Below are 25,363 nucleotides of genomic sequence, written 5' to 3'. Positions count from 1 at the left end.
AAAAGCGCCATTCAACTCAAAGTTAAAATGGCACTTCAATGCGTTAGTCTTCAGTATAGTACAGTAAGCAACAAGCTCCCATTCCTGTGTGGGTAGCGATAATTGGCACTGTTTCGCGAACTACCACTGGAATTTCTGGGAACAACGATTGCAGTTGCTCTTTTAACCGGGCAACTTCACGATCAGCTTGTACATGCGAAATTCCGATGGCCTTGACTTGCTTAGCTTTCATTTGGGCTAAAATTTTGTCCCATTCCTTATGAATGGCTTTGATGCCCCGTCCCTTCATCGCAATGTGAATCTGGCCATCATAAACTTCTAGCATTAATTTAATATTCAATAAGCTCGAAAGGGTGCCGGCAAATTTGCTGATTCGCCCCCCAGCCACCAAATTATCAAGGTTATCAATTGCCAGGTACAGCTTCGAATGATCGCGAACCGTTGCCATCTTAGCAACTGCTTCTTCGACGGTTCCCCCGGCTTCAATCAACTTTGCGGCTGCCAAAATTTGAAACGCCATTCCCCGGTCCGTCGACTGACAATCAACGACCGTCACCTTGGTCTTCGTCATTTGCGCGGCTTGCTCAGCAGCGTGGACCGTTCCTGAAATTGACGCCATCATGGTGACACATAAGACTTCACTACCATCAGCACCTAAGCGATCAAACGCAGCGACGAACTTACCAATCGGTGGCTGTGAAGTTTTGGGCAACGCTTTGGCTGCTTTCATCATTGCTGGAAACTGTTCATTGGTGATCGTTTCTCGTTCTACGTAAACGGTGTCATCAATCATCACCGAAAGGGGGATGATGGTGATATTATATTTTTGAATCTCCTCATCGGTCAAACCTGCCGATGAATCACAAGCAATTTTAACTTTTGCCATTGAAGATACCACACTTCCTCATGTTTTTTGGTATAATTAAAGTGGTTTTAAAAACTAGATCTGAGATTTATCAAAACCACTTAGTTGATTTGTCAATACCGCAGATTAATTTTAGTATAGCAAATCTTAGCCCTGATTTCATTGAAAATCCCGAAAGGAGTGCACCACTGTGCATCAAACTAAAGATGAACTTTCATTACCGATTGAAATTGGCAACGCGATTTCCCACGGCATTGCAACCGGCTTGGCCATCGCGGGCTTAGTAATTTTAATTGTCCACGCCGCCCAGCTTGGAGGGGCAATGCGCATTGTTACCACTAGCATCTACGGTAGCATCCTGGTTCTTTTCTTTTTATCCTCAACCTTATTTCATGCCTTGATCTACACGCGTGCCCAACACGTATTTCGAGTCTTTGATCATGCCATGATTTTCTTGCTGATTGCTGCTTCGTACACCCCGATTTCCTTAGTAACCATCGGGGGATGGCAAGGTTGGACCCTCTTTGGGTGTGAATGGGCCTTGGCAATTGCAGGGGTAGTCTACAAAAGTCTTTGGCTGAAAAAGAAGAGCGCTTGGTCCACCTTAATCTATATTTTAATGGGCTGGCTATGCTTGACTTGCTTTCCGATTCTTTGGCATGCCCTCCCTCGACCGGGCTTTTGGTTATTGTTAGCCGGCGGGATTATTTATACCTTAGGCGCCGGCGTCTACCTTTTTAAACTGCCGAGTGCCCATTTTATCTGGCATTTCTTTGTCATTGCCGGGTCAGCTTGCATCTACTTTACCATCTTGTTGTACGTCTAATCGACGTTGCCAAAGTTCAAACGAATACTCAGCGTCCCCTTCTTTGGCGGGCGCTGTTTTTGAGACTAGGGTGAATTCGTGGTAAGGAATTACCGGAACCTTGGTATCACCTTGATGGTCACCGGTAATAACAGTTCGATATAACCGCGTGACTTGAGGAAGCATTTGAGCGTATAGATTAGCTCCCCCAATAATAAAAACTTCTTCGGCTGTTGCTTGTGCCAACCAGTTTCTTAGCTCCGTTAGTGAATGGACAACTTCAATCCCGGCAGTAGTCAGGGTTCGGTGAGTAACCACGACGTTCATCCGATTGGGTAACGGACGTCGACCTAACGAAAGAAAAGTGGTGGCGCCCATGATAATAGGATGACCACTAGTAACCGACTTAAAATGTTTTAAGTCAGCCGAAAGATGCCAAGGCATCGCTTGGGCTTTACCGATCCAGCCAGCCTCATCTTCGGCCCAAATCATACTGATTTCCATTATTTTCCTCCTACACGGCCACCGGCGCCTTAATTGCCGCTTCATGTTCATAATTAGCTAATTGAATGTCCGCGGGCGTATACTCACTCAATTTCATAGGGTGGTCCGGTAAAATCAATTGAGGAGCTTGATGGACTGGCCGGGCTAATTGCTCACGAATTTGATCCAAATGATTGGAGTATAAATGCGCATCCCCTAAAGTATGAATAAACTCACCTACTGCCAATCCGCATTCCTTGGCAATTAAATGCGTTAACAAAGCATAGGAAGCAATATTAAAAGGTACCCCTAAAAAGATGTCCGCACTGCGTTGGTAGAGCTGACATGAGAGCTTCCCATCATTAACATAAAATTGAAAGAGGGTATGACACGGCGGTAAGGCCATGGCTGGAACGTCTTCTGGATTCCACGCTGAAACGATGAGCCGTCGCGAATCTGGGGTCGTTTTAATGGCTTCAATGACGTTTTTGATTTGGTCAATCGTTTCACCACGCCGGGTCTGCCAATGCCGCCATTGGGCCCCGTAGACATCCCCAAAATTACCATACCGCGCTGCAAATTCATCATCTGCCAAGATTCGTTCGCAAAAAGCTTTTTTCTCAGCTAAATAGACGGCCTTAAAAGCCGGATCCGTTAACCACCGGTGACCAAAATCCGTCATATCCGGGCCTTGGTATTCATCACTTTCGACCCACTTTTTAAAGGCCCATTCATCCCAGATATGGTTATTGTGCGCTAACAAAAAGCGAATATTGGTATCGCCACGTAAAAACCACAGTAATTCACTTTTCACTAAACCAAATGCGACTTTTTTAGTCGTCAAAATCGGGAAGCCCTTTTGCAAGTCAAACCGCATTTGGTATCCAAACGTGGACAACGTTCCCGTCCCCGTTCGATCGCCCTTTTGATGACCATGGTCCAAAACATACTGCGCAAGAGTTAAATATTGTTGTTCATTTTCATTAATCATCATTTACTTGGTACCTCTTAGTCTACATACTCACTTAAATACTCCCACCGCGCCGTCTTCTCATCATATTTGGCCGTGACATCGTTTAACTGTTTTTGCAATTTAGCTAATTTTTCATAATTATCGCCGCTGGCATTCATTTCTGCTTCAATCGCTTGCCGCTGCTCATCTAAAGCTTCCAGTTCATCATCAATTTTTTCCCACTCCAATTGCTCGGCATAAGTCAATTTAGTTTTGACTTTCGGTTGTTGAGCGGTGGTTGTCGCAGCTGGCGTACTACTCGTTTTCTTCACAGCAACAGGTGCAGCATTTTCTTGGGCCGCCAAATAGTCCGTGAACCGTCCCGTATAACGAACTATTTCTGCGTTCCCCTTAAAGATCAGTAAATGATCCGCTACCCGATTTAAGAAGTAGCGATCGTGCGATACCGTAATGACTGTCCCTGGGAATTGATCCAAGTAATTTTCTAACACCGTCAATGTTGAAATATCCAAATCGTTGGTAGGTTCGTCTAGCAGCAACACATTCGGTGCTTGCATCAAGATCTTCAATAAATATAAGCGACGCTGTTCACCACCCGACAGTTTACGGATTAGGGTTCCATGCATAAAACGAGGAAACAGGAATTGTTCCAACAAATTAGCGACGCTGATTCGTTCCCCATTTTTGTCCACGACCGTTTCGGCAACTTCACTCAGGTAATTGATGACTCGCTTGTCTTGATCAATCCCTTCCGTTTGTTGGGTATAGTAACCAATTTTAACGGTCTCCCCAACCTTTAAAATTCCTTGATCAAGCGCTTGGCGGCCTGCCAAAACATTCAGTAAGCTGGTCTTACCGGCCCCATTTTGCCCCGTAATCCCGATCCGATCGCCACCTTGGATCAGCCAATTAAAATCATGAAGAATTGGCCGTTGATCGTAAGCTAATTCCGCGTGCTGCAATTCTAAAACATCTTTCCCCAGCCGGGTAGCCCCCAGGCTGATAGCAACATCTTGGTCGACTTGGACCTTACCAATTGAATCTTTCAATTCATTAAAGCGATTAATCCGGCCCTTTTGTTTAGTACTGCGGGCTTTTGCCCCGTGACGCATCCAGTCTAATTCATGCTTATAAAGGGCTTGACGCTTCTTTTCGGCTTCATTTTCTAGTTCCACCCGTTCTGCTTTTTGTTGGACAAAAGCTTGGTAATTGCCATCATAGTGAAACAGGCGCCCAAAGGAAAGCTCCCAAATATGGTTCGTAACGTTATCCAAGAAGTAGCGATCATGGGTTACCACCAAGACCGCTCCCCGATATGAAGCTAAGAAATCTTGCAGCCAAACAATTGATGAGAGGTCCAAATGGTTGGTTGGTTCATCTAGAATCAGTAAATCGGGGTGTTGAATCAAAATCTGCGCTAAGCCAACACGCTTCTTTTGTCCTCCCGAAAGTTGCCCAATGGTTTGGTCCCAATCGTCAATCATTAATTTGGTTAAAATGGTTTTGATTTGACTATCCGCTTCCCATAAGTCTTGGGAATCCATTTGCCCTTGCAGCTTTGTAAAGCGATCGGCGGCTTGTGGATCTTGCGGGTGCGCACTATAAGCTGCTAACGCTCGCTCATAACGCCGAATAGTTTCAAACATTGGCTGATCCCCTGCCAAAACCGCATCTAAAATTTGCTTGTCTTCTGCTAGTTCAGGCGTTTGCTTCAAGTAGCCAATTGTATAATCATTGGGCTTAGTAATCGTCCCAGCCTCGGCTCCAGTCAAACCAGCCAAAACATTCAACAAACTGGTTTTGCCGCTTCCGTTGGTACCAATGAGCCCAATCCGGTCATTTTCATTAATAAGTAAAGAAACATCCCGAAAAAGGGTCTTTTCGCCGTACGTACTTGTTAAATTGTCTGCACGAAATGTTCGCATACGATCCGTCCTTTCAAAGTTCGCAATGCTGCCGAGCAAAATTCAGCAAACTGGTGGGTTCATTTACAAGCTGCCCTGCGATAACTGCTTGTTGAATCTGCACTAAAAGTTTTCCCATTTGCGGCCCCGGAGTAATGATCTGATTTTTAATCAAATCGCCACCAGTAATCGCTAATTCATGCAAGTCATGAATCGGCAACTGTTGATACTGTGCTTGCAACGCAACCTCATCAACAGCGAGACCCACTGTTTTAGCAACTTCGATGGCAATTGTTAAGGCATCTTTGCCGACCATAAACAGAGCTTGATTATCAATTTGATTGCTACTCAGCACGCGTAAAAAGCGTAATGCTTTTTGTGCTTGTTTGATTAATTGGTTTGATAACTTCCACGATTTAAAAAACATCGCTGCTTGCGAAGCTGAAATCTTTAGCTGCCAAGCTAAGAGTACCCATGCCGCCGGTGCCGACGTTAATTGCCAGTTAAAATCTTGCATTTGGCAAAGGGCATCCCGCTGCTCTGCCAAGCCTGGACAATAACGATATAGATCAGTCGTGATCAGACTTCTTAGCCCACGTGTTGGATTCTGTCCCAACAATAATTTTTCAAATTCTACTTGGACCCGTTCAACCGCGATTTTGGCCAATAACGGCGCATGGCGTTGAATCCCAGCTAATGTGGCGGCATCAATTTCAAAATCCAGCTTACTGGCAAAACGAACTGCGCGCATCATTCTTAATGCATCTTCTAAAAAGCGTTCATTTGGGTCACCGACAGCTTTGATCACCCGCCGTTTTAAATCGCCCAGTCCATCAAACAGATCAACAATTTCACCATCCTCTTTCATCGCTAAAGCATTAATCGTGAAATCGCGCCGTTGCAAGTCCTCACTAAGCGAGCGAACAAAGGTAACTGAATCTGGGCGCCGATAATCTTGATAACCCGATTCGGTCCGAAAAGTAGTTGTTTCATACCCGGTACCATGATCCAAAATCATTACAGTGCCGTGCTCAATCCCAGTATCAACAGTACGATGGAATAACTGCTTGATTTCAGCTGGATAGGCACTGGTGGCAATATCGATATCATGGATTGGATCATGTAAGATTAAGTCCCGAACACAGCCACCCACAAAGTAAGCTTCAAACCCTGCTTCTTCAATGGTCGCTAAAATCGGACGAGCCGGTTCAAATAAGGCCGGTAATTGTTCAATCCGCATGCGTACTCATCCTTCTCTCTAGTAATTATCTCATCTATTCTACCAAATTGGGTAACTTGCTGTAAAACGGTGGTTGTGGGGTTTGTTTTGTGGTAAAGTTAAAGTAAATATTTGTTATATACTAAAGCGGAGGTGTCAACATGGACTATCCCTACCAAGTTGCTTTTGAAGCCTTTTTGGCTAACGATGGCTTAGCTCCCACTACCATCCAAGCTTATCATGACAGCATTACTCACTTTTTCGCATACTTGGCAGATGAATGGCAAGAAGAACCCAGCGTGACAAAAGTTACTGAAGCGGATCTCCGGGCTTATTTTTCGAACCGCCAAAGTAAGTATGGAATGACTTTAGCAACCTATAACAAAGTGCTCTCCCATCTTAACCGCTATTTTCGCTACTTACTGGTTCGGCAAATTATCACCACTTACCCTACCCTCGCTTTGCATGGTACTTTACCAAAAGTGACTCAGCCCCTTACTACAAAGTGGCTAAGAAAATTGGATGAGCTCTTGCTTGATCAGCAGCTCCATCCCTATGTTCGTCTCACGCTTTTGTTAACTAGCCACGGCTACCAAGTCAGTGAATTCTTGCAACCCGGGTTTGCAAAAGTTATGAACAACTTAAAGCCGCGTTCAAACGCTGAACAATGCTTTCTGGATCAGTTTAGGAATTTTCACACTCCACTAGCTCAACTCCAAGCCTGCCCTGATCCCTTTCTAAAACTGCGGGTTAATCAAGCTCAACCCCACCTTAGCAACGCGGGGTTGCATAAATTTTTAAAACCGGCCGAAGAATACCTTGGCATGCGTTTAGCTCCCCGTTTTCTTTACCAAAGCTTTGTCTTCTATACCTTGGCGCAACACCCGGAACTATCACCACAAGCCTTAGCAGATTATTTGCGGTTAGATCCGGCCGCGTTAAATTACTACCAACGCCAACGACTTACCCTAAAAGCGCAAGGGCTTCTTAGTGACTAAGGAGTTGAAAAACAAAGCCGCTAGAATCACGCTTGAAGCGTTGATTTCTAGCGGCTTTTAGTATTACTTTTCTGAACGTTATCATACTATTCCAAGCTAAAAGTTTTATAACATCCGGCTGGCAATATTTCACCAAAACGTCGGCAAGCTTACCATTCCAATCCATGCGCCCCGTTACAGAGTGCGACACGCGGTTACGAGCCGCGAGAATTGATGTACACAAATTTCAATCCACGCACTCCATTACAGAGTGCGACGCACTGCATTGCGCCCCAAGCATACGCCGAAAAGATTTCAATCCACGCACTCCATTACAGAGTGCGACTGGTCTCGGTTAACGGCTTCGGAGCTTCAACTTTGATTTCAATCCACGCACTCCATTACAGAGTGCGACTTGCGCTCCCCGGCCCCGCTTAGGTGCCGGCTTACTCATTTCAATCCACGCACTCCATTACAGAGTGCGACTGGTTGATCCTGACCAAACGCTCCGAATGTCTCATTGAATTTCAATCCACGCACTCCATTACAGAGTGCGACGGCCCCGCAGGCAAATGCCACGGTAATGATTACCAATTTCAATCCACGCACTCCATTACAGAGTGCGACCAAATCATCCGCGGCTTATGCTTGTAACCAAACTTATTTCAATCCACGCACTCCATTACAGAGTGCGACACCGCCGATTCCGCCTCACCGATGGCGATCGAGATTTCAATCCACGCACTCCATTACAGAGTGCGACCTTGCTACAACTATATAATATCATGCCTTTCATTATTTCAATCCACGCACTCCATTACAGAGTGCGACGAGGCTCCAGCCGCCGAAGCAACCTCGCCCGGCGAAATTTCAATCCACGCACTCCATTACAGAGTGCGACGACGGTGACCCAGAGCTTGCCAGCAATCAGATCACCATTTCAATCCACGCACTCCATTACAGAGTGCGACTAAGGATCGGGAAGGAGTCGAGCATGGACAAAATATTTCAATCCACGCACTCCATTACAGAGTGCGACAGCACTTGCTTGTAGCCCGTTGACCCATACAACAACTATTTCAATCCACGCACTCCATTACAGAGTGCGACCCGCTTTTTCGGTGCGTTTAATCAACAGCAAAAGCATTTCAATCCACGCACTCCATTACAGAGTGCGACGCCGTCCCTTGCTTGTTGGGGTCCTTAGTCATATATTTCAATCCACGCACTCCATTACAGAGTGCGACCCTGGCGTGCTGGGTGCTTCTTTCTACACGACCAAATTTCAATCCACGCACTCCATTACAAAGTGCGACAGTGCCAGTAACGCAGTCAATGATCGGTTACTACATTTCAATCCACGCACTCCATTACAGAGTGCGACCGCCAGATATCCTGTGTCCCCTTTGAGGGACTTGAGATTTCAATCCACGCACTCCATTACAGAGTGCGACTCCCAGCCGGTATTGGTACCACCAATTTGGCTAATCATTTCAATCCACGCACTCCATTACAGAGTGCGACTGCCGATCTTAACGAGATGGGGCGAACTGATGATATTTCAATCCACGCACTCCATTACAGAGTGCGACGGTATGCTTCCGCCAGGTTTTTGACGCCCCGCGAATTTCAATCCACGCACTCCATTACAGAGTGCGACCCTGTTGATAAACCGGCGGGCCAAATTTATGTTATTTCAATCCACGCACTCCATTACAGAGTGCGACGAATTGAATTATGAGTTTAATGGCAGCATTTAACATTTCAATCCACGCACTCCATTACAGAGTGCGACGGCGGTCGGTGGTGGCCGAATACTCGCCAAAAGATAAATTTCAATCCACGCACTCCATTACAGAGTGCGACCTTAATTGCAACTGTTGCGCCCCAAGCATCATAACCATTTCAATCCACGCACTCCATTACAGAGTGCGACCGGGAAAATCCCGCTCCGGTCACCGAAACGGGAAATTTCAATCCACGCACTCCATTACAGAGTGCGACCGCAACATATAGTGGTTTATTCTGCTATATTACTAGTTGCGGCTAAAAATTTTTGCGCGATTCAAGTTCAATGACTTATTGTAAGACGATTTATAGCTTTTGTTGGTGCGAACCTACCGGGAAAAGTATGTTTACTTTAGGTTCGCACCAATGTCTTTACTAAAAAAGGAAGGTGGTACTATGCCTACCTTCCCTCACTTCGATCACACTATTATTTTTTCTCAGTTTGATCAACAGCTTCTTCGTCCTTAACCTTTTTCTTTGGTTTAATTTGCGTAACCCGGAACTCCTTGACATTCGAGTTTTCCATTTCAACCGGGATAAATGAGAAGTTTCCAACCCGTAAGGGATGATTTAACTTCAAACTATATTCTTCTTCTAGGAAGAAACCGTTTAAAGTTGCCACATCCAAATCTTCAAATTGCGGAATATCAACATCAAAGTAACGCTCGAAGTCCGCCAAATTGGTTTTCCCAGAGACCCGGTAAATCATATTTCCTCGCTCATCAGTACCATCTTTTTCGATCATGTCGCCATTAATATGGTCAATTTCTTCGCGTACATCACCGAACATTTCTTCATAAATGTCCTTATCCGTCACAATCCCCGAAGTTCCACCATACTCATCTTGAACTAAGCAAATCGGCGCTCCTTTACGCTCCATCTTCTTCAAAACATCTGTTAAGGCTTCACCTTCGTATACGGCTGGAATTTTTCGAATAATATCGCGAATAGAAGATTCAGAATCAATCTGGTTTTGACGCATAATGTCGTAGGCAAAAATGTATCCCACCACGTGATCCTTGTCATTATTGGCCACCACTGGATAGCGGGTAAACCGTTTGTTAAAGTACAATTGAACAGCATCCTTAATCTTAGCCGTTCGATCAATTACTTCTAATTGCGTCCGGTCAATCATAATATCTGCTGCTACCTTATCATTCATTTCAAAAGCCCGCCGCATGAATAGCACATCTTCTTCATCCATTACGCCGGCTTTTTCTGATTGCTTTGACAAGGTCATGATCTCATTTTGCGAATAAGTATCTTCTTCTGGTTGGACATTGAAACCCAGGGCCTTGGTCAAGGCTCCTGCAACTACCGCAAATAGCCATACGAACGGGTAAAAAATCCAGTGGAAGAACTGAATCGGGTGCACAATCGCCATCAGAATTTGGACCGGCCGGTCAATCGCCATGTTCTTTGGAACCAAGTCCGTGAAGACCGCATGGAAGAACGTAAAGATCAACACCCCAACAATTGGAGCAATAACTCGCCGGACGTCCGCTGGAATTACATCAACCATCATCAAAAGGTCAGTAATATAGGTATCCCCTAACCACCCTAAGATTAATGACGTCATTGTCACCCCAACTTGAGCAGTTGAAAGATATTCGGAGAGGTTGGCCACCATGTGCTCCGCTTTTTGGACCGTCTTTGTTTGTGGCAACTCTTGTAACTCACTTGGTCGAACCTTTACCACTGCATATTCAAGCAAAGTAAACAGGGCCGCCAATGCTAAAATCAAAACAATAATCAACAAACGTATCCAATAAGAATCTAACACGTATTCAACATCCTTTTCTCTTAAAATTTTTCACCCCTATTGTACCAAACCCCCTATCAGAAGGCGAGATCAAAGCCATCATTTTAGCATTTTTTCATCATTCATTCTGCAAGATTTGATCCAAACGGGCAAACAGCGCTTGGGCTAATTGTTGCCCCCCGTACGGACTAAGGTGCAAATTATCACCAAAATCACAATCAGCTGCCAAGTAACCAGCTTCATCTGCCAAACTTGACGTTACATCAACCGCATACGGTTGCGTCAAAAGCCACTGGTTTAACTCTGTTCGTAATAAATTAGCCCTTGCTTGGCCTGCCCCATAAGCAGCCTGCGAAGTGCGTTTAGGACCTAACGTTGGCACCAAAAGAGCACCACCGTTTTGCGCCACTAAGCGGTCTAATTCCATAAAACCGGTTTGAAGCTCCTTTATCGTCGGTAATGGTTGGCCTGCAAGCGGTGGAATCAATAAATCGTTGCCACCTGTTGAAGCAACCATTACCTTGGGACGCCAAGGCGAATGGGCGACCCGATGCAACAAACTGTCACCAAACGTTGCCAACAATGGTGTCGTTGTTGTAGCATCGCGCAAAAGTTGCGAACCCGAAATCGCTGTATTAATCAGCGCTACTTGATCTAAAAACTCAGTTAATAAGTGCCGTCCCACGGCCGCCGGCACCATCCCAGTTTCAATCAGTGAATCCCCCGCTAATTCAACCAAGGGGGCTTGTTTAGCCCGCCAAACTCGAAAACCAGCTAAATTAAACCAACTCTTCCGCTGCTGCCAACGCGCAGTTAATTGCGGCAACGCTGTACTCCGACCACTTAGCGCCGCATTTACCAGGCTTGGATCGTACGTACTGGCAACATCGACATAAGTTTGCGGCGTCGTTGCGCGTAAACAAAAGTATAACGGTTGTCCAGCCTCAACCTTAAACGCAATGGGGTCCATTCCAAGCGCTTGACCAGCCGGAATGATAAATGCGGTTTGTTGATCTTTGGTAATTCGAACCGCATCCTTAAACGCTGAATCCCGGCTTACCCAGAGCTCACTAAACGTTAGCGGATAGTTACCGTAACTGTTAGTTAGTAAAATTTGAATTGCTTCCCCACTTAAAAATGGTGTTAGCTTAACAATTTGCGTCAAAGCGGCATAGGTAAACGGTTGTGCTTGGCTGTTGTGTGGCGTTTGATAATAACTGATTTCCCACGGCATCTTGCATTCCTCCCAAACAAATTCTATATGTACAAAAGGAGGTTGGAATCTCCAACCCCCTCTTTTTTCGTTGATGACATTAATGTTGTTCTGTTAAGAGATCTAAAACATCCTCACGTGGAATGCCCACAAAATATTTGTTTAAGTCAACGTCTGCCAAAGCTACTTTCATCGCTGCCGGCCGATAATCGACATCCTTCAACATCGTTTCTAATTCGTGAACATCGCCAGTTCCGAAGAAATCACCATAAACTTTGAGTTGACTGATCTTACCTTGTTCCACTAAGAAACGAGCATCAATCGTCCCAGCAGTAAAGTGCTTCCGCTTTTGAACCGTAAATTCAGGTGACTTACCGTAAACCCAATCATCGTTCTTGTACCATTTATTTTCAATTGCTTCAATCGCCTTGTCATCTTCCGGCGTTAGATGGTACTCGTTTTGACGAGCCTCTTCAATTGAATCGACCTTCATAATCCGCTTAATTAATTCATCACGGAATTGTTGTGTCGTCAGGTTTTGGAATTCTGGCTTCAAGTAAGGCATGATGTTAGTAACCCGGGAACGAACTGATTTGATTCCTTTAGATTCAATCTTGTCCTTCGGTACCCGCAAAGCTTCAGCTACAACATCCGTATTCACGTTATACATCAACGTCCCGTGTGAGAAAGTCTTGCCATCGCGTGAGTACATTGCGTTACCTGAGAATTTCTTCCCATCAATCACAATATCATTTCGTCCGGTAACTTCTGCTCCTGTCGCTCCCATGTCGTGGAGGGCCTCCACAACCGGCTTAACCAGCTCCTTAAATTCCCCAAACTTAACTTGTTCAGATGGAACTACGAAGCTAAAGCATAAGTTCCCCATGTCTTGGTACATTGCACCCCCACCAGAAAGCCGCCGGGTAATCGTAACACCATGTTCTTCACAGTATTTTTGATTAATTTCTTCCAACGTGTTCTGATTTCGACCAACAATGATACATGAGTCTTCAATATAGAAGAGCATAAATGGGACTTGCATGTGATCACTGTTCATCAAGTGCTGTTCCGTAGCCAAATTACGACGGATATCATTCGACGGCATTGCTAAATATTGCATCTTTCTCACTCTCTTTTTTCAAAATAATAGTCTTAGATGTTAGTTGGCATTCCTAAACCAACATCAGCGGCGTCCATCATAATTTCGGACAATGATGGGTGCGCATGGATGGTCAAAGCTAAGTCTTCAACCGTATTGCCTGATTCAATTGCCAACGTCAATTCAGCAATCATGTTCGAAGCGTCAGCCCCAACAATTTGAGCCCCCACTAAGACACCAGTGTCCTTCATGAAGACCAAACGAGCAAAGCCTTCGGTTGCCTTCATGGAAACTGCCCGACCATTAGCAGTGAATGGGAACTTCGCCGTCTTAACGTCTAAGCCTTGTTCCTTGGCTTCTTCAGGACTTAAGCCAGTCGACGCAACTTCTGGATCCACGTAGCATACAGCTGGAATTGCATGGTAATCAACCACGGACGGTTGCCCGGAAATTGCTTCCGCTGCAATCTTACCTTCGTAACTAGCTTTGTGAGCCAAAGCTGGGCCGGCTACAATGTCACCAATTGCGTAAATATGATCAACTGAAGTCTTACCTGAAGCATCAACCGGAATCAAGCCCCGCTTATCGGTCTCAATGCCAACTTGTTCCAAACCAATATTTTGCGTATTTGGCTTCCGACCAACGGAAACTAAAACGTAATCTGCATTAATCGTTTCCGCTTTACCGTTAACTTCATACGTTACATCAACGCTGTCACCATTATCCTTCGCTTCTTTAGCCATAGCATTCGTAACAACCTTAATGCCCTTGCTCTTAAAGTTCTTCAGTACCGGTGCCGTCAGTTCCTTGTCGTAATTACGCAAGATCCGGTCAGTACCTTCAATAATGGTAACTTCAGTCCCAAAGTTGGCATAAGCAGAGGCTAATTCACAACCAATGTAACCCCCACCAATCAGAACTAACTTCTTTGGCAACTTGTCCAATGCCAACGCGCCCGTTGAATCGATAATCCGGCCACCAAACTTGAAGCCAGGGATTTCAATTGGGTGACTCCCCGTCGCAATAATCAAGTTCTTGAAAGTATACGTTTGGGCATGGTCATCATTCATTACCCGAATGTTGTGGGCATCCTTAATGTAGGCCGTCCCCCGCAGTACTTCAATCTTGTTCTTCTTGAAAAGGTAAGCAACCCCATTCGTCATCCGTTGAACTACGCTTTGCTTGTAGCCTTGAACCTTGGCAAAGTCTAAGTTAACGTCCGCACTGATCCCTTGGTCTTCGTTGTCTAAACTAGTCCGGTAGTTGTGGGATACTTGAATGATTGCCTTGGATGGGATACAACCAACGTTCAAGCAGATCCCACCTAAAGTGTCTTCCTTTTCCACGACGGCTACCTTTTGCCCCAGTTCAGCGGCGTGAACGGCAGCAACGTAACCACCAGGGCCAGAACCAATGACAATCGTATCTAATTCAATCGGAAAGTCTCCTACAACCATTTAAATCATCCTTCCATTAACAACAATTCAGGGTCAGCCAACAATTCCTTCAGCCGGTTCATTGCCCGTTGAACCGTCCCACCATCAAGGATCCGGTGGTCAGCTGCCAACGAAAGCTTCAAGACCTTGGCAACCTTTACCAAGCCATCTTCAACAACTGGTTCTTCAGAAATCTTCCCCATCCCTAAGATAGCAACTTCTGGCCAGTTAATGATTGGTGTAAAGTGACCGCCACCGATGGAACCAATATTCGTAATTGACATCCCTGTGTTAGCCATGTCAGCACCACTCAGCTTACCATCCTTAGCCTTAGCCGTGTTTGCGGAAATTTCCTTTGCAATTGTAAACAGGCTCTTTTGATCAGCGTTCTTGATGTTTGGTACAAACAAACCGTTGTCCGTATCCGTGGCAATCCCAACGTTGATGTAGTCACGGTAGTGGATTTCCATGTTAGCCATGTCTACCTTAGCGTTAAATTCTGGGTATTCCTTCATGATAACGGCCAGAGCCTTTGTCATGTAGGCCATAAATGTCAGGTGAACATCGTGACTAGCGGCCAATTCCTTGTACTTCTTGCGGTGATCCCACATCTTGTCAACCACCACTTCGTCGAAGACATGAATCATTGGAATTTCGCTGACAGACTTAATCATTGCCTTAGCCGTAGCCTTCCGCACAGCTGACATCTTTTCAGCATGTTCTGGCCAGTCTGGGGCAGCAGCTGGCGCAGCCGTTGCTGTTGCCATCGTATTCGCAGCAGGCGTTGGCGTAGCAGCTGGCGCTGGCGCAGCGGCAACAGCGCCACCACCGTTCTTAAAGGCATCAATATCAGCCTTGAGAACTTGGCCGTGGTTACCAGTCCCGGCAACTTGCGCAATATCAACCCCTTGTTCGCGTGCGTACTTCCGTACCCCTGGCATGGCCAATACTGGTAAACTGTGATCAGCCTTTGCGACCGGAGCAGCTGGAGCTGGAGCTGGCGCAGCGGCCGGAGCTGGAGCTGGCGTGGCAGCTGGTTCAGGAGCTGGAGCTGGGGCTGGCGCAGCAGCTTCTTCAGCGCCTTCTTCAACATTTCCTTCCCCATCAGCAACTTCTAATTCAACCAAGACTTGCCCAACCGTAGCCGTTTCATCTGGTTGAACCAGAATCTTGGTAACCTTCCCGGTAACTGGGGAAGATAATTCTTCAACTGATTTATCGTTTTCGATTTGAACCAGATCGTCGTCCTTGTTAATGGTGTCACCTTCAGCAACGTGCCATTCACCGATGGTCCCTTCGGCCATCCCTTCACCAACGTCTGGTAACTTAAATTGGAACTTGCTACTCATTACTCTTTCACCTCGTTAGAAATTGACGGTGTCCTTGACAGCCTTTTCGATGTCTTCCGCATTTGGCAGCCACTGATCTTCGGCATCACTGAATGGGTATGGCGTGTCAGGAGCGCCAACAAACTTAATTGGAGCATCGAGGGAAAGGATTGCATCTTGAGAAATCAAGGAAGCAACTTGGTTCATTACGCCACCAGAACGTTGAGCTTCTTGAACCAAGACAACCTTTCCAGTCTTCTTAACCGTTGCCAGAATTGCTTCTTCATCCAATGGCGCAACTGTCCGCAAGTCCAGAACTTCGGCATTGATACCTTCAGCTGCCAACTTGTTAGCAACCTTCAGACTTTCTTGCAGCATGTAACCATAACTGATAATGGAAACATCCGTACCTTCACGCTTAACTTCTGCCTTGTCCAACGGAACCGTGTAAGCACCATCAGGAACTTCTTCACGCATGGAACGGTAAAGCTTCATGTGTTCCAGGAACATAACTGGGTCATCAGAACGAATGGCAGAAATCAGCAAACCTTTGGCATCGTAAGGACCTGATGGAATAACCACTTTCAGACCTGGCGTTTGTGCAGCTAACCCTTCCAAGTTATCGGAGTGCAGTTCCGGCGTGTGAACCCCACCACCAAATGGAGTCCGGATGGTAACTGGCATCTTCAACTTACCAGCCGTCCGGAAGCTTTCACGAGACATTTGGCCGGCGATTTGGTCAAAGGCTTCAAAAATAAAGCCCATGAATTGGATTTCTGGTACTGGACGCCAACCAGTAAAGGCTAACCCATTTGCCAGACCGATAATCCCAGATTCTGCCAATGGCGTATCAAAGACGCGGTCTTCACCGTGCTTTTCTTGCAAACCATCGGTAGCCCGGAAAACCCCACCGTTCTTACCAACGTCTTCACCGAAAACTAAAACTTTGTCATCACGGGCTAATTCTTCGTCCATGGCGTCCGTGATCGCCTTAACCATTGTTAATTTAGCCATGATTAGTTGCCCTCCTTAGCTTGGTATTCCTTAACCTGACGTTCAATTGCCGCTGGCGTTTCGTCAAAGGTTGCTTCAAGGAATTCAGAAACCTTTTGTACCGGTTGACTTTCAACAACTGCCATTGCCTTTTCGATTTCAGCTTCTACTTCATCTTTGTAGGCAGCTTCTTTTTCATCGTCCCAAAGGCCCTTGTTTTCCAAGAACTTCTTCATCCGAATCAGTGGATCCTTTGCAAACCATTCTTCTTCTTCAGACTTTTCACGGTAACGCTTTGGATCGTCCCCAGACAACGTGTGAGCCCCGAACCGGTAACAAATCGTTTCAATTAAGACAGGCCCGTTACCAGCCGCAATCCATTCACGTGCTTGCTTGGTAACTTCGTAAACAGCCAGGATATCCATCCCGTCAACCAGGACACTTGGAATCCCAGCAGCAACAGCCTTTTGAGCCAAGACAGGAGCTGCAGATTGAACATGACGTGGAACAGAGATTGCGTAACCGTTGTTTTGAACAACGAACAACGCTGGTGCTTTGAAGGAACCAGCAAAGTTAATCCCTTCGTAGAAGTCACCTTGAGAAGTCCCACCATCACCAGTGTAGGTCCAGGCAACGTTCTTTGAGCCGCTCTTCTTCAAACCAAGCGCTGCCCCAGCGGTTTGAACGTATTGGGCCCCAATGATGATTTGAGGTGGCACCGCGTTTAAACCATCTGGGTAAACGTTCCCGTTAACGTGACCGATTGACCACATGAAGGCCTTTTCCATTGGTAAGCCATGCTTGATTAATTGCGGGATGTCCCGGTATGCCGTTAACAAGAAGTCACCCTTGTCCATTGCGGCACTCGTCCCCATTTGGCTGGCTTCTTCCCCAGCGGTTGGAGCGAAGAAGCCTAACCGACCTTGACGGTTGAGCTTCGTTGAACGGTCACCCAAAACCCGTGACCAAAGCATTTGCTTGTAAAGGTCAACATATTGGTCGTCAGATAAGTCTGGCATCAAGTCAGGGTTCACAACTTCCCCATCGTTGTTCAGTACTTGCAAAGTCTCGTATTCTGGTGTGTGCTTGAGACTTTCAAAGTCTAATTGTGTCATTATCAATGCCCTCCTTTATTTCGTTAGCGCTTACATATAATATAAATCTTTTTGAAATTAAGTCAATATTGTGTAAAAAAATACTTTCCCCAATTTGAGATTCTTCACAAACATTGCCGCTTTTGTCAATTATCTATCACCGGTTTAATCATGTTCGCCTCTTTTTGACCGATAAATATGTTCACTAAATTTTTTTGGTTTTTTAACTAATGTTATCGCTTTCACAAATTTGAAAGTTGATATTGGCAAGGGAAATCGATTTATAGCCTGGTCTGTGATCTCACCGCGATCAAGTTTTCACGTAAGCTTAGCTTGGAAAAACACCCCCTTGACGGCTCTAAACCAGCTAAAAACCCGCAAATTTTATCTTCTTATCAGATAACTCCAAGCCAACTGCAAGGCAAACTGCCAGTTACTACCCCGCCAAACTAACGAGCCGCGCCAAGCTCTATCCACGAAATATACATCCGTTGGTCCAATTCGTTCATCACGAACGGGTGTTTAAAGCAACCACTATCCCCCATCTCTCAATCGCTACGCCCAAAGTTGACTAACTTCCAGAACACTTCCTACCCGTCTAACACGATGACAAACCCTAGTTCCAGCCCCTTCAGTTGACCATTCGCAGTGACAACTTTAGTAAATAATTTACTGAAAGAAAAAAGACGGGGCACTGCCACCGTCTTAGTAAGGTCTCTTAGACTTTAATTGTAATTGCAATCAGTGTGTTGGCTCTTAACCGACGCTGATGCCACCGTATCTAATTTGCTACCATCATTTGGTGTAAAGTAATACGATGGCCCATCAATCCCTTCATCGTAATCAATTTGTGCATCGAGCCCTTCAAAGAACCAGTAGTCAGCCGCTTGAACATAGAAGTGTAAGCCATCGACTTCCGTGTCAATCACCGGTTTGTTGGGATGGTCACACCGGGCCATCCCCGCCGAAAAGCCAGTATGGGCATTCGTTTCGCCATAGACTTTCCCAAAAAATTTGATGCCTTGACCCGGTTGAAGATGCATTTCTTCCTTAAACCACTGAATGATCCGGGGACTCAAATTCAACTTTGATAATGGTGCATTTCCTGCCATGATAAAATCTCTCCTCGCAATCGCTTTCAATTTGTAAGTTTAGAATAGCACACATTTAGCAAATGAAAAAGGATTTTGTTTAGGCCTCCCCTTCCCACTCGGCTAAAAAGCGCCTTACAAATTGGTGCATAAAAGTTTCCCGTTCAACAGCGATCGCCTGCGCGGTTTTGGTATTCAATAACCCTGCCAATTTAAAGAGCTTCTCAGAAAAATGGTTGATAATAGTCTCATTAGCTAAGTTCCGATACTCGGCCCGATCTAGGTGTTCCCGGGGAGATAGTTGAGGATCATATAGTTTTTCACGATGCTTGCCCCCATAATAAACTGCCCGGGCAATCCCAATGGCCCCTAATGCATCCAGCCAATCCGCATCCTGAACAATTTGGCCGGCCAATGATAGTTGGGGCCGCGAACCATCCAACGTATTGGCAAATGACATTTGCGTGATAATTTGCATGATTTCGGTTTGTTGGTCCGCCGAGAATTCTTGCTGACCCAGGAATTTTTCCACGGCCGCCTCAGCCGCCTGAACATCCGCAAAAAGTTTTTCGTCAATCGTGTCATGAAGATAAGCGGCCACGACTGGTAAGAAAGCATCAACCCCCTCCGCTTGGGCAATTTTTTTGGCTAAGCGGGCCACCCGCTTTAAATGATCCATGCCATGCCCGGTTGTATCGTGGCCAAGCTTTTCTTGCGCAAAGGCCTGCACGGCTTGCAGTTGTTGTTGCTGACTTAACATCGGTTGGTCCCTCATTTCTTAACTAAAAAGTACACGGTCCTAGCTGTTTAAGACTAGCAGACCGCACCAAATTTCACTCTAATTCACCTTTAGTATACCATTCCATCGTGAAACTTGTGACTTGAACTCTCGGTTTACATTATGTTAAGTTGTTATATACGTTCTAAAAATCATTTGGAAAGCGAGGGTGTTAATATGCACTTAACCAAAGCATCAATGGAAGATCTGGCACGAATTGTGGAAGTCTTGGAAGACGGCAAAAATCAACTCGCAGAACGAGGGGTTGACCAATGGCAAGGTGAATATCCAAACATCAGCCAAGTAAAGGCCGACATTGAAAACGGGTTTGCCTACTTAGTCCACGCGGATGATCACGAGACCGTGGGCGTCTTTTCAATTTTGCCGGCACCGGATCACTCCTATGACGAATTGGATGGTGAGTGGCTTTTGGATACAGACCGTTATTTAACCATTCACCGGGTCGCAATTCACTCTGCTCACGCTGGTAATGGGTACGCTTCTGGCTTATTCAAGGATTTGATTGACCACATCAAAGTCCATCGCGAAGATATTCTATCGTTACGGATTGATACCCATGAAGATAACCAGGCCATGCAACATTTGATTGAAAAGTACGGTTTCAAACGGGTAGGGACCCTCCACGGGGTTTACCGGCCGGAAGAAACCAGTTACGTTTACGAGATGTTGACCCAACAATAAAGCAAAAGGTTCGCTTGCCACTAACGCAAACGAACCTTTTTTAATTCTTCAGCTTTTGATTCAAAACATCTGTCACCAACATATGCCCCGGCGCATGCGTAATTACCAATGGCAACCGACTCGCCATTACCGCGTTTTGCGGGGTTACACCACACGGCCAAAATACGGGCAATTCGCCGGGACGCAAGGGCACCGGATCACCATAATCTGGGTGGGCCAGATCGTTAATTCCTAGGGCCATTGGATCCCCTACGTGAATTGGCGCGCCATGAACTCGTGGCATCGCAGCGGTTACTTGCACCGCCGTGGCAACTTGGTGAGCTAGCACTGGTCGCATGCTCACGACCATCTGCCCCTGCAAGCGCCCGGCGGAACGCAATGGTAAATTGGTATTGTACATCGGAACGTTGACTCCCAAGCTGGTATGCCGCATTTCAATCCCTGCTGCAACTAACTCCGCTTCAAAAGAGAAACTGCAGCCAATCAAAAAGGCTACAAAATCATTCTGCCAGTAATCATCAACCGCCGTTGGTTCAGCAACCAATTTACCATTTTGATAAACCCGATACCGCGGAAAGTCAGTTGCCAAATCAACATCCTGGGCAAATTCCTGCAATTGGCGACTACCCACGTCACTAACCTCTAAAATTGGGCATGGGCGCGGATTTCTTTGGGCGAGCAGCAAAAAATCATACGCATATGCTTGAGGAACAATCACTAAGTTTGCCTGAGTATAGCCGGGACAAACCCCACTTGTGGGACCTGTAAAGCGGCCTTGCCGGACCAAATGACGAAATTCCACCGGAGTGGTTGAGGATGTAATCATTCCGATCGCCTCCTAAAATTAAAATTGCATGAGATATTTTTAATTTAAAGGAGCGCTGCTCAATTGTCAATTCACTTTAAATCTAGCAAGCGGCTTTATCCAACCGTTAGCTTTTATTTCTTCACATTACTGACAACCACGGTTAGTTTTATTTTGCCGACTGGAAGGCAAACGAAAAATTATTACCAATTTGAACGTTGCTCAATTCGTTCCTGTAAGCGTTCAATCTGGCCTTCTAAATAATTGGCTTGCTTAATTAAAGTATGGGTTTTTGCTTGCGGATCATTCAAAACGGCAGCCGCCTTGGCCCGATAACGGCGATGCTTTTCAAACTGCATCGTCCCTACCGCTTCGCCGCTCTGTACTAGACCATCATAGCGACGTAACAGCTCTTGCAAGCGTTGGCGCGCCGACTTCACATGCGCCTTTCTTACCGTCGTTGATCGGTGGCGGTGCGACGGTGGCAGAGACCGGCTCATCACCGGTTTCGTTTGACCATTTACCAACGCCGTCAATGCCTGAATATCAACCGTCAGCAACGGTAAATTGGCCTGCTTTGCGGCTTCGATTCGTTGGAAATTCGGTAAGGGCCGCCCCGTTTGCTTGGCTAAGTGATAAAGCTGAGCGGGGAACCTGATTTTGCGTTGCTGCTTGGCTTGAATTTCTCTTTGTTCATCTTCTCGATAGTAACGACGCCAATCCATTGTTTGCCCCATTTCGTTCACTACTTAAAAATAAAAACGAAGCGCCCCGCGCCCCGTTTGACAACTTTAAAGTGGTTGCTTAACTGTATCTTGCATCCATGCCAAGGCCAAGGCGCCCTGTCCCAAGTGGGTCCCAATAACTGGCCCAAAGTAGGATAATTCAAACTCAATGTCTGGGTGCAACTCGCGTAAATGAGTTAACCACTTTTGCCCAGCTACTTCGTCATTTGCGTGCAGCACCATTGCGCGAACCGGGTAATCCAGGTGACTTAAATCATCCGCAAAAATCTGTTCACAGCGTAATTTGGCCTTTTTCATGGACCGCACCTTCTCAAAAGCTTCAATAGCATAGTTTGCGGTGTGCATCGTTAAGAGCGGCTTAATCTTTAGGATCGAACCAACGAACGCGGACGCATTTGAAAGCCGCCCGCCCCGCACTAAGTTTTGCAAATCATCAACCACAAAAACATTATTAAAAGTATCACGGTACGCCGTCAACTTCGTCAAGACAGTCTCCAAGTCATCACCAGCTTGAATCAACTTCGCCGCTTCCAAAGCTTCGTAACCCATCATCTTGACGGTCAGGTGTGAATCAAACGGAATAATTTGAATCGTATCCTTCATTTCTTCAGCTAACTGCCGTACCGTATTCATCAAGCCCGAAATGGCCGCCGTCAGGTGAATGCTGATCACCGCTTCATAGCCTTCATCCGCTAATTGTTGGTAAAGCTTCATCAACTCACCGACGGGGGGTTGCGAAGTACTTGGGAATGACCCGGCTGTCTTTAAGCGCGCATAAAAGTCTTCCGTTGTTAAATCAATGCCTTCCCGATAACTTTGACCATCAATGATTAATGGAATGGGAACCACACGAATATCGTTGGCCCGAGCCTCTTCACTGGTTAAATAGGCCGTGCTGTCAGTAACAACAGCGATTTTCATAATCAAATCCTCCAAATCTACATTCTGAGCTTGATTTTACCGAACCGATCACTTGCCGGCTTTAAACCTACATAACTTATAAAATAGCATAAAACCACTTAGAAGACAATTATCTCCACCTTCTTTAAGTGCTAGCTTGGTTATTTTCAAAAGAACCGCGTATAATTAAATTTAACGACTTTTTTCGAGGAGGTCATTTTCAATGGCATTTGATGGTTTTTTTACCCACGCAATGGTAAATGAATTAAACCAGGTAATTACAACGGGCCGCGTAATGCGCGTCAATCAGCCCTACCCCAACGAAATGATTTTGGTGATCCGGGCCCACCGGCACAATCAACGCCTATTAATTTCGGCCAATCCTGCCTACCCCCGCTTTCAGTTAACTGAGATTCCTTTTCAAAATCCCGCCGTTCCCAGCAACTTTACTATGACCATGCGAAAATATTTGGAGGGAGCCATCTTGGTCGCTATTGAGCAAGTCGAAAATGACCGAGTGGTAAAATTCCAATTTACTTCCCGTGATGAACTAGGTGACCAACAACTCCTAACTTTATATGTAGAAATTATGGCTCGCCACAGTAACGCCACCTTAGTTAACGAGACAACCGGGAAGGTGATCGATGCCCTCAAACATGTTGCCAACGATCAGAATCGGCTCCGGACCCTTTTGCCGGGCGCAACTTGGCGCATGCCCCCCAAGCAAACTCGTACTAACCCCTACTTGCCAAACCAAAAATACCCGGCTTTGGTTCGTACAACTGGGGAGCCTACCCGGTTGGCCAAAGAATTGCAGCAAGCTTATCAGGGGCTTTCACCATTTTTAGCCACCGAATTTGCCAGTCGCCTGCTGGCAGCGGAAAACCTGCCACAAGCATACAGTGACTTCCTGATCGCATTTGACAACCCCACTCCGACAATGGTTGAAACCACCACTGGCAAACAAGACTTTGTGGCTTTAAGCCCGCAACAACCAACGATCCTGAGCACCGAGCACTTTTCGTCGCTCTCCGCTTTATTGGATCATTTTTACGCCCAAAAAGCTGAACACGATCGTACTAAGGAACTGGCTGGTCAAGTTCTTCACGTCATCAAAACCGAATTGAAAAAGGATCAGCGCAAAATCAAAAAATTACATCGGGAAATTGCTGATGCCCAGCAAGCTGACGATTTTCGGATCCGCGGTGAGCTGTTAACGACCTACTTAGGACAAGTTAAAGCTGGGGCGACTAAAATTTCGTTGCCAAATTACTATGACGAAAATCGGCCCTTAGAAATTGAGTTAGCCCCGGAGCTTTCCCCATCCAAAAATGCCCAGCGTTACTTCACCCGCTACAACAAATTAAAAGCGTCCGTCGCCTATGATCAGGAACAACTAGCAATTACCCAAGCGGAAATTGATTACCTAAATGGGATTTTAAGTCAGATTGCCTTGGCTGCCCCTAAGGACGTTCAGGAAATCAAAGCTGAGTTAATTGAGCAGGGGTACTTGAAAAAGCACACCAAAAAAGGGAAAAAGCAACGCAAAATTCCCGCTGCCCAACCAAGTGAGTATTATGCTTCCGATGGTACATTAATCATGGTCGGTAAAAACAACCGGCAAAACGATCGACTCAGCTTTAAACTGGCTAATAAAAATGAACTTTGGTTCCACGTCAAAGATTTGCCCGGTTCGCACGTGGTAATTCGCGACACACACCCAAGCAATCAAACGATTCAGGAGGCTGCGCAACTGGCTGCTTACTTCTCCAAGGGCCGTGAAGCAACCCACGTTCCCGTTGATTACCTACCGATCAAAGCGTTGCATAAACCCGCTGGGGCCAAACCTGGTTTTGTAACTTTTCGCGGTCAAACAACCTTAATGGCCAAGCCGGTCGCCCCACAGCACATTAACCCTAAAAATCGGTAAACTATCTATATCTAAAGGAGTGCCCTATGGTTAATTCAATCCTTGCTAAGTTTCAAATTGCGAAACAATTACCAACCTTTGAACAAGAATTGCACCAAATTGAAACCACCCACCCAAAAGTGTACACGCTCGGGCTTCAATTAATCGAACGTTACATGAAACATCTGTATATTCGCCGGGCCGCAGCCATTTTAGCTCTGCCGGGGTTAGCCGTTAGCTACTGGACCCAAAATATTTTGCCGGTTGCGACGATGATTACCATCTGGGGAATCGCCATGATGATGTGTCTACTGACAGCTACCCGCATCAATCAGCTTAAAGATCAATACCACCTCACTACTCCGCCCCAAGACTAACTGGTCTTACTGAATTTAACCTAATTTTCACCGCCCTCAGCCAGCTTATTTTCTAGTTTGGCTGGGGGTGGTTTGTCTTACCGCCGTTGCTGGGAGATTAAAAATAATCACCTGGA

22 protein-coding genes and 1 CRISPR repeat array are annotated in these 25,363 nt (G+C 45.9%); of the genes, 5 read left to right on the top strand and 17 right to left on the bottom strand.

From position 1 onward, the window contains the following. Nucleotides 1-43: 43 nt before the first annotated feature. Nucleotides 44-886, bottom strand: a complete 843-nt coding sequence (locus tag BN54_RS01605) for a DegV family protein (protein WP_019205379.1) — start codon at nt 884-886, stop codon at nt 44-46. Between the two features lie 169 nt (nt 887-1,055). Here BN54_RS01605 and trhA point away from each other — a divergent pair, with 169 nt between their 5' ends. After that, nucleotides 1,056-1,691 carry a PAQR family membrane homeostasis protein TrhA gene (gene trhA, locus BN54_RS01600; protein ID WP_019205378.1) on the top strand — a complete coding sequence of 212 codons (636 nt, stop codon included), beginning with the start codon at nt 1,056-1,058 and terminating at the stop codon, nt 1,689-1,691. Here the strand turns inward: trhA and BN54_RS01595 are convergent. From BN54_RS01595 to BN54_RS01580, 4 genes are read right to left on the bottom strand one after another with little or no spacing between them, the layout of a single operon-like run. Continuing rightward, nucleotides 1,653-2,174, bottom strand: a complete 522-nt coding sequence (locus BN54_RS01595) for a dihydrofolate reductase (protein WP_019205377.1) — start codon at nt 2,172-2,174, stop codon at nt 1,653-1,655. The genes trhA and BN54_RS01595 overlap by 39 nt on opposite strands. Nucleotides 2,175-2,184: 10 nt before the next feature. Then, on the bottom strand, nt 2,185-3,147 hold the full coding sequence (locus BN54_RS01590; RefSeq protein WP_019205376.1) for a thymidylate synthase: 963 nt from the start codon (nt 3,145-3,147) through the stop codon (nt 2,185-2,187). 14 nt (nt 3,148-3,161) lie between these two features. After that, nucleotides 3,162-5,051 (bottom strand): ABC-F family ATP-binding cassette domain-containing protein, encoded by a 1,890-nt coding sequence (locus BN54_RS01585; RefSeq protein ID WP_019205375.1) that lies wholly within the window; start codon nt 5,049-5,051, stop codon nt 3,162-3,164. 13 nt (nt 5,052-5,064) lie between these two features. Then, nucleotides 5,065-6,270: a CCA tRNA nucleotidyltransferase gene (locus BN54_RS01580; RefSeq protein WP_019205374.1), complete on the bottom strand. Its 1,206-nt coding sequence runs from the start codon at nt 6,268-6,270 to the stop codon at nt 5,065-5,067. 140 nt (nt 6,271-6,410) lie between these two features. On the opposite strand from BN54_RS01580, the gene BN54_RS01575 reads away from it, so the two are divergent. After that, a complete protein-coding gene (locus BN54_RS01575) occupies nt 6,411-7,247 on the top strand; it encodes a site-specific integrase (protein ID WP_019205373.1) in 837 nt (278 codons plus the stop codon). Between the two features lie 154 nt (nt 7,248-7,401). After that, a CRISPR array of direct repeats spans nt 7,402-9,230; the repeat unit is 34 nt; unit sequence ATTTCAATCCACGCACTCCATTACAGAGTGCGAC. Between the two features lie 211 nt (nt 9,231-9,441). Here BN54_RS01575 and BN54_RS01570 read toward each other — a convergent pair. The 9 genes from BN54_RS01570 to BN54_RS01530 all read right to left on the bottom strand — a co-directional run bounded on the left by BN54_RS01570 (nt 9,442) and on the right by BN54_RS01530 (nt 19,790). Next, nucleotides 9,442-10,797: a hemolysin family protein gene (locus BN54_RS01570; RefSeq protein ID WP_235720467.1), complete on the bottom strand. Its 1,356-nt coding sequence runs from the start codon at nt 10,795-10,797 to the stop codon at nt 9,442-9,444. 97 nt (nt 10,798-10,894) lie between these two features. Continuing rightward, nucleotides 10,895-12,010: an SGNH/GDSL hydrolase family protein gene (locus BN54_RS01565; protein WP_019205371.1), complete on the bottom strand. Its 1,116-nt coding sequence runs from the start codon at nt 12,008-12,010 to the stop codon at nt 10,895-10,897. Between the two features lie 79 nt (nt 12,011-12,089). Then, entirely contained in the window at nt 12,090-13,109 is a 1,020-nt protein-coding gene (gene lplA / locus BN54_RS01560) for a lipoate--protein ligase (RefSeq protein WP_019205370.1), read from the bottom strand. Nucleotides 13,110-13,141: 32 nt separating this feature from the next. Then, complete coding sequence (lpdA, locus tag BN54_RS01555; RefSeq protein ID WP_019205369.1) at nt 13,142-14,545, bottom strand: dihydrolipoyl dehydrogenase; 1,404 nt, start codon at nt 14,543-14,545, stop codon at nt 13,142-13,144. A gap of 5 nt (nt 14,546-14,550) precedes the next feature. Further along, complete coding sequence (locus tag BN54_RS01550) at nt 14,551-15,873, bottom strand: dihydrolipoamide acetyltransferase family protein (protein ID WP_019205368.1); 1,323 nt, start codon at nt 15,871-15,873, stop codon at nt 14,551-14,553. Nucleotides 15,874-15,888: 15 nt separating this feature from the next. Beyond that, nucleotides 15,889-16,866 carry an alpha-ketoacid dehydrogenase subunit beta gene (locus BN54_RS01545; protein ID WP_019205367.1) on the bottom strand — a complete coding sequence of 326 codons (978 nt, stop codon included), beginning with the start codon at nt 16,864-16,866 and terminating at the stop codon, nt 15,889-15,891. 2 nt (nt 16,867-16,868) lie between these two features. Then, a complete protein-coding gene (pdhA, locus tag BN54_RS01540; protein WP_019205366.1) occupies nt 16,869-17,960 on the bottom strand; it encodes a pyruvate dehydrogenase (acetyl-transferring) E1 component subunit alpha in 1,092 nt (363 codons plus the stop codon). 704 nt (nt 17,961-18,664) lie between these two features. After that, the gene (locus tag BN54_RS01535) at nt 18,665-19,051 is read right to left on the bottom strand and encodes a HesB/YadR/YfhF family protein (RefSeq protein WP_019205365.1); all 387 of its coding nucleotides are present in this window, start codon (nt 19,049-19,051) and stop codon (nt 18,665-18,667) included. Between the two features lie 79 nt (nt 19,052-19,130). Beyond that, nucleotides 19,131-19,790, bottom strand: coding sequence for an HD domain-containing protein (locus BN54_RS01530; RefSeq protein ID WP_019205364.1), 660 nt, complete (start codon nt 19,788-19,790; stop codon nt 19,131-19,133). Nucleotides 19,791-19,985: 195 nt separating this feature from the next. Between BN54_RS01530 and BN54_RS01525 the strand changes: the two genes are divergently transcribed. Further along, a complete protein-coding gene (locus BN54_RS01525) occupies nt 19,986-20,510 on the top strand; it encodes a GNAT family N-acetyltransferase (RefSeq protein ID WP_019205363.1) in 525 nt (174 codons plus the stop codon). A 40-nt stretch (nt 20,511-20,550) separates the two neighbouring features. Here BN54_RS01525 and BN54_RS01520 read toward each other — a convergent pair whose 3' ends face one another. The 3 genes from BN54_RS01520 to BN54_RS01510 form a co-directional block, all read right to left on the bottom strand. Then, the gene (locus tag BN54_RS01520) at nt 20,551-21,336 is read right to left on the bottom strand and encodes a putative hydro-lyase (RefSeq protein ID WP_155818221.1); all 786 of its coding nucleotides are present in this window, start codon (nt 21,334-21,336) and stop codon (nt 20,551-20,553) included. Nucleotides 21,337-21,518: 182 nt separating this feature from the next. Next, nucleotides 21,519-22,040 (bottom strand): hypothetical protein, encoded by a 522-nt coding sequence (locus tag BN54_RS01515; RefSeq protein ID WP_019205361.1) that lies wholly within the window; start codon nt 22,038-22,040, stop codon nt 21,519-21,521. Between the two features lie 66 nt (nt 22,041-22,106). Next, nucleotides 22,107-22,982 carry a DegV family protein gene (locus BN54_RS01510; RefSeq protein ID WP_019205360.1) on the bottom strand — a complete coding sequence of 292 codons (876 nt, stop codon included), beginning with the start codon at nt 22,980-22,982 and terminating at the stop codon, nt 22,107-22,109. 202 nt (nt 22,983-23,184) lie between these two features. Between BN54_RS01510 and BN54_RS01505 the strand changes: the two genes are divergently transcribed. Together BN54_RS01505 and BN54_RS01500 are read left to right on the top strand one after the other, a co-directional pair. After that, nucleotides 23,185-24,891 (top strand): Rqc2 family fibronectin-binding protein, encoded by a 1,707-nt coding sequence (locus BN54_RS01505; protein WP_019205359.1) that lies wholly within the window; start codon nt 23,185-23,187, stop codon nt 24,889-24,891. Nucleotides 24,892-24,917: 26 nt separating this feature from the next. After that, on the top strand, nt 24,918-25,247 hold the full coding sequence (locus tag BN54_RS01500; RefSeq protein ID WP_019205358.1) for a hypothetical protein: 330 nt from the start codon (nt 24,918-24,920) through the stop codon (nt 25,245-25,247). Nucleotides 25,248-25,363: the final 116 nt, after the last annotated feature.

It is taken from the genome of Limosilactobacillus ingluviei str. Autruche 4 (assembly GCF_000312405.1).
GTDB classification, from domain to species: Bacteria; Bacillota; Bacilli; order Lactobacillales; family Lactobacillaceae; genus Limosilactobacillus; species Limosilactobacillus ingluviei.
The sequence above is the reverse complement of the archived record's forward strand: the minus strand, read 5'-3'. Positions and strand labels throughout refer to the sequence as shown.

Coding starts and splice junctions, on each gene's coding strand:
- BN54_RS01580 (WP_019205374.1), bottom strand. CDS start 6,270: ATGCGGATTGAACAATTACCGGCCTTATTTGAACCGGCTCGTCCGATT.
- lplA (WP_019205370.1), bottom strand. CDS start 13,109: ATGCAATATTTAGCAATGCCGTCGAATGATATCCGTCGTAATTTGGCT.
- BN54_RS01605 (WP_019205379.1), bottom strand. CDS start 886: ATGGCAAAAGTTAAAATTGCTTGTGATTCATCGGCAGGTTTGACCGAT.
- BN54_RS01575 (WP_019205373.1), top strand. CDS start 6,411: ATGGACTATCCCTACCAAGTTGCTTTTGAAGCCTTTTTGGCTAACGAT.
- BN54_RS01530 (WP_019205364.1), bottom strand. CDS start 19,790: ATGTTAAGTCAGCAACAACAACTGCAAGCCGTGCAGGCCTTTGCGCAA.
- BN54_RS01550 (WP_019205368.1), bottom strand. CDS start 15,873: ATGAGTAGCAAGTTCCAATTTAAGTTACCAGACGTTGGTGAAGGGATG.
- BN54_RS01585 (WP_019205375.1), bottom strand. CDS start 5,051: ATGCGAACATTTCGTGCAGACAATTTAACAAGTACGTACGGCGAAAAG.
- BN54_RS01565 (WP_019205371.1), bottom strand. CDS start 12,010: ATGCCGTGGGAAATCAGTTATTATCAAACGCCACACAACAGCCAAGCA.
- BN54_RS01545 (WP_019205367.1), bottom strand. CDS start 16,866: ATGGCTAAATTAACAATGGTTAAGGCGATCACGGACGCCATGGACGAA.
- BN54_RS01505 (WP_019205359.1), top strand. CDS start 23,185: ATGGCATTTGATGGTTTTTTTACCCACGCAATGGTAAATGAATTAAAC.
- BN54_RS01520 (WP_155818221.1), bottom strand. CDS start 21,336: ATGATTACATCCTCAACCACTCCGGTGGAATTTCGTCATTTGGTCCGG.
- pdhA (WP_019205366.1), bottom strand. CDS start 17,960: ATGACACAATTAGACTTTGAAAGTCTCAAGCACACACCAGAATACGAG.
- lpdA (WP_019205369.1), bottom strand. CDS start 14,545: ATGGTTGTAGGAGACTTTCCGATTGAATTAGATACGATTGTCATTGGT.
- BN54_RS01510 (WP_019205360.1), bottom strand. CDS start 22,982: ATGAAAATCGCTGTTGTTACTGACAGCACGGCCTATTTAACCAGTGAA.
- BN54_RS01590 (WP_019205376.1), bottom strand. CDS start 3,147: ATGATGATTAATGAAAATGAACAACAATATTTAACTCTTGCGCAGTAT.
- BN54_RS01535 (WP_019205365.1), bottom strand. CDS start 19,051: ATGGCAGGAAATGCACCATTATCAAAGTTGAATTTGAGTCCCCGGATC.
- BN54_RS01525 (WP_019205363.1), top strand. CDS start 19,986: ATGCACTTAACCAAAGCATCAATGGAAGATCTGGCACGAATTGTGGAA.
- BN54_RS01515 (WP_019205361.1), bottom strand. CDS start 22,040: ATGGATTGGCGTCGTTACTATCGAGAAGATGAACAAAGAGAAATTCAA.
- BN54_RS01595 (WP_019205377.1), bottom strand. CDS start 2,174: ATGGAAATCAGTATGATTTGGGCCGAAGATGAGGCTGGCTGGATCGGT.
- BN54_RS01500 (WP_019205358.1), top strand. CDS start 24,918: ATGGTTAATTCAATCCTTGCTAAGTTTCAAATTGCGAAACAATTACCA.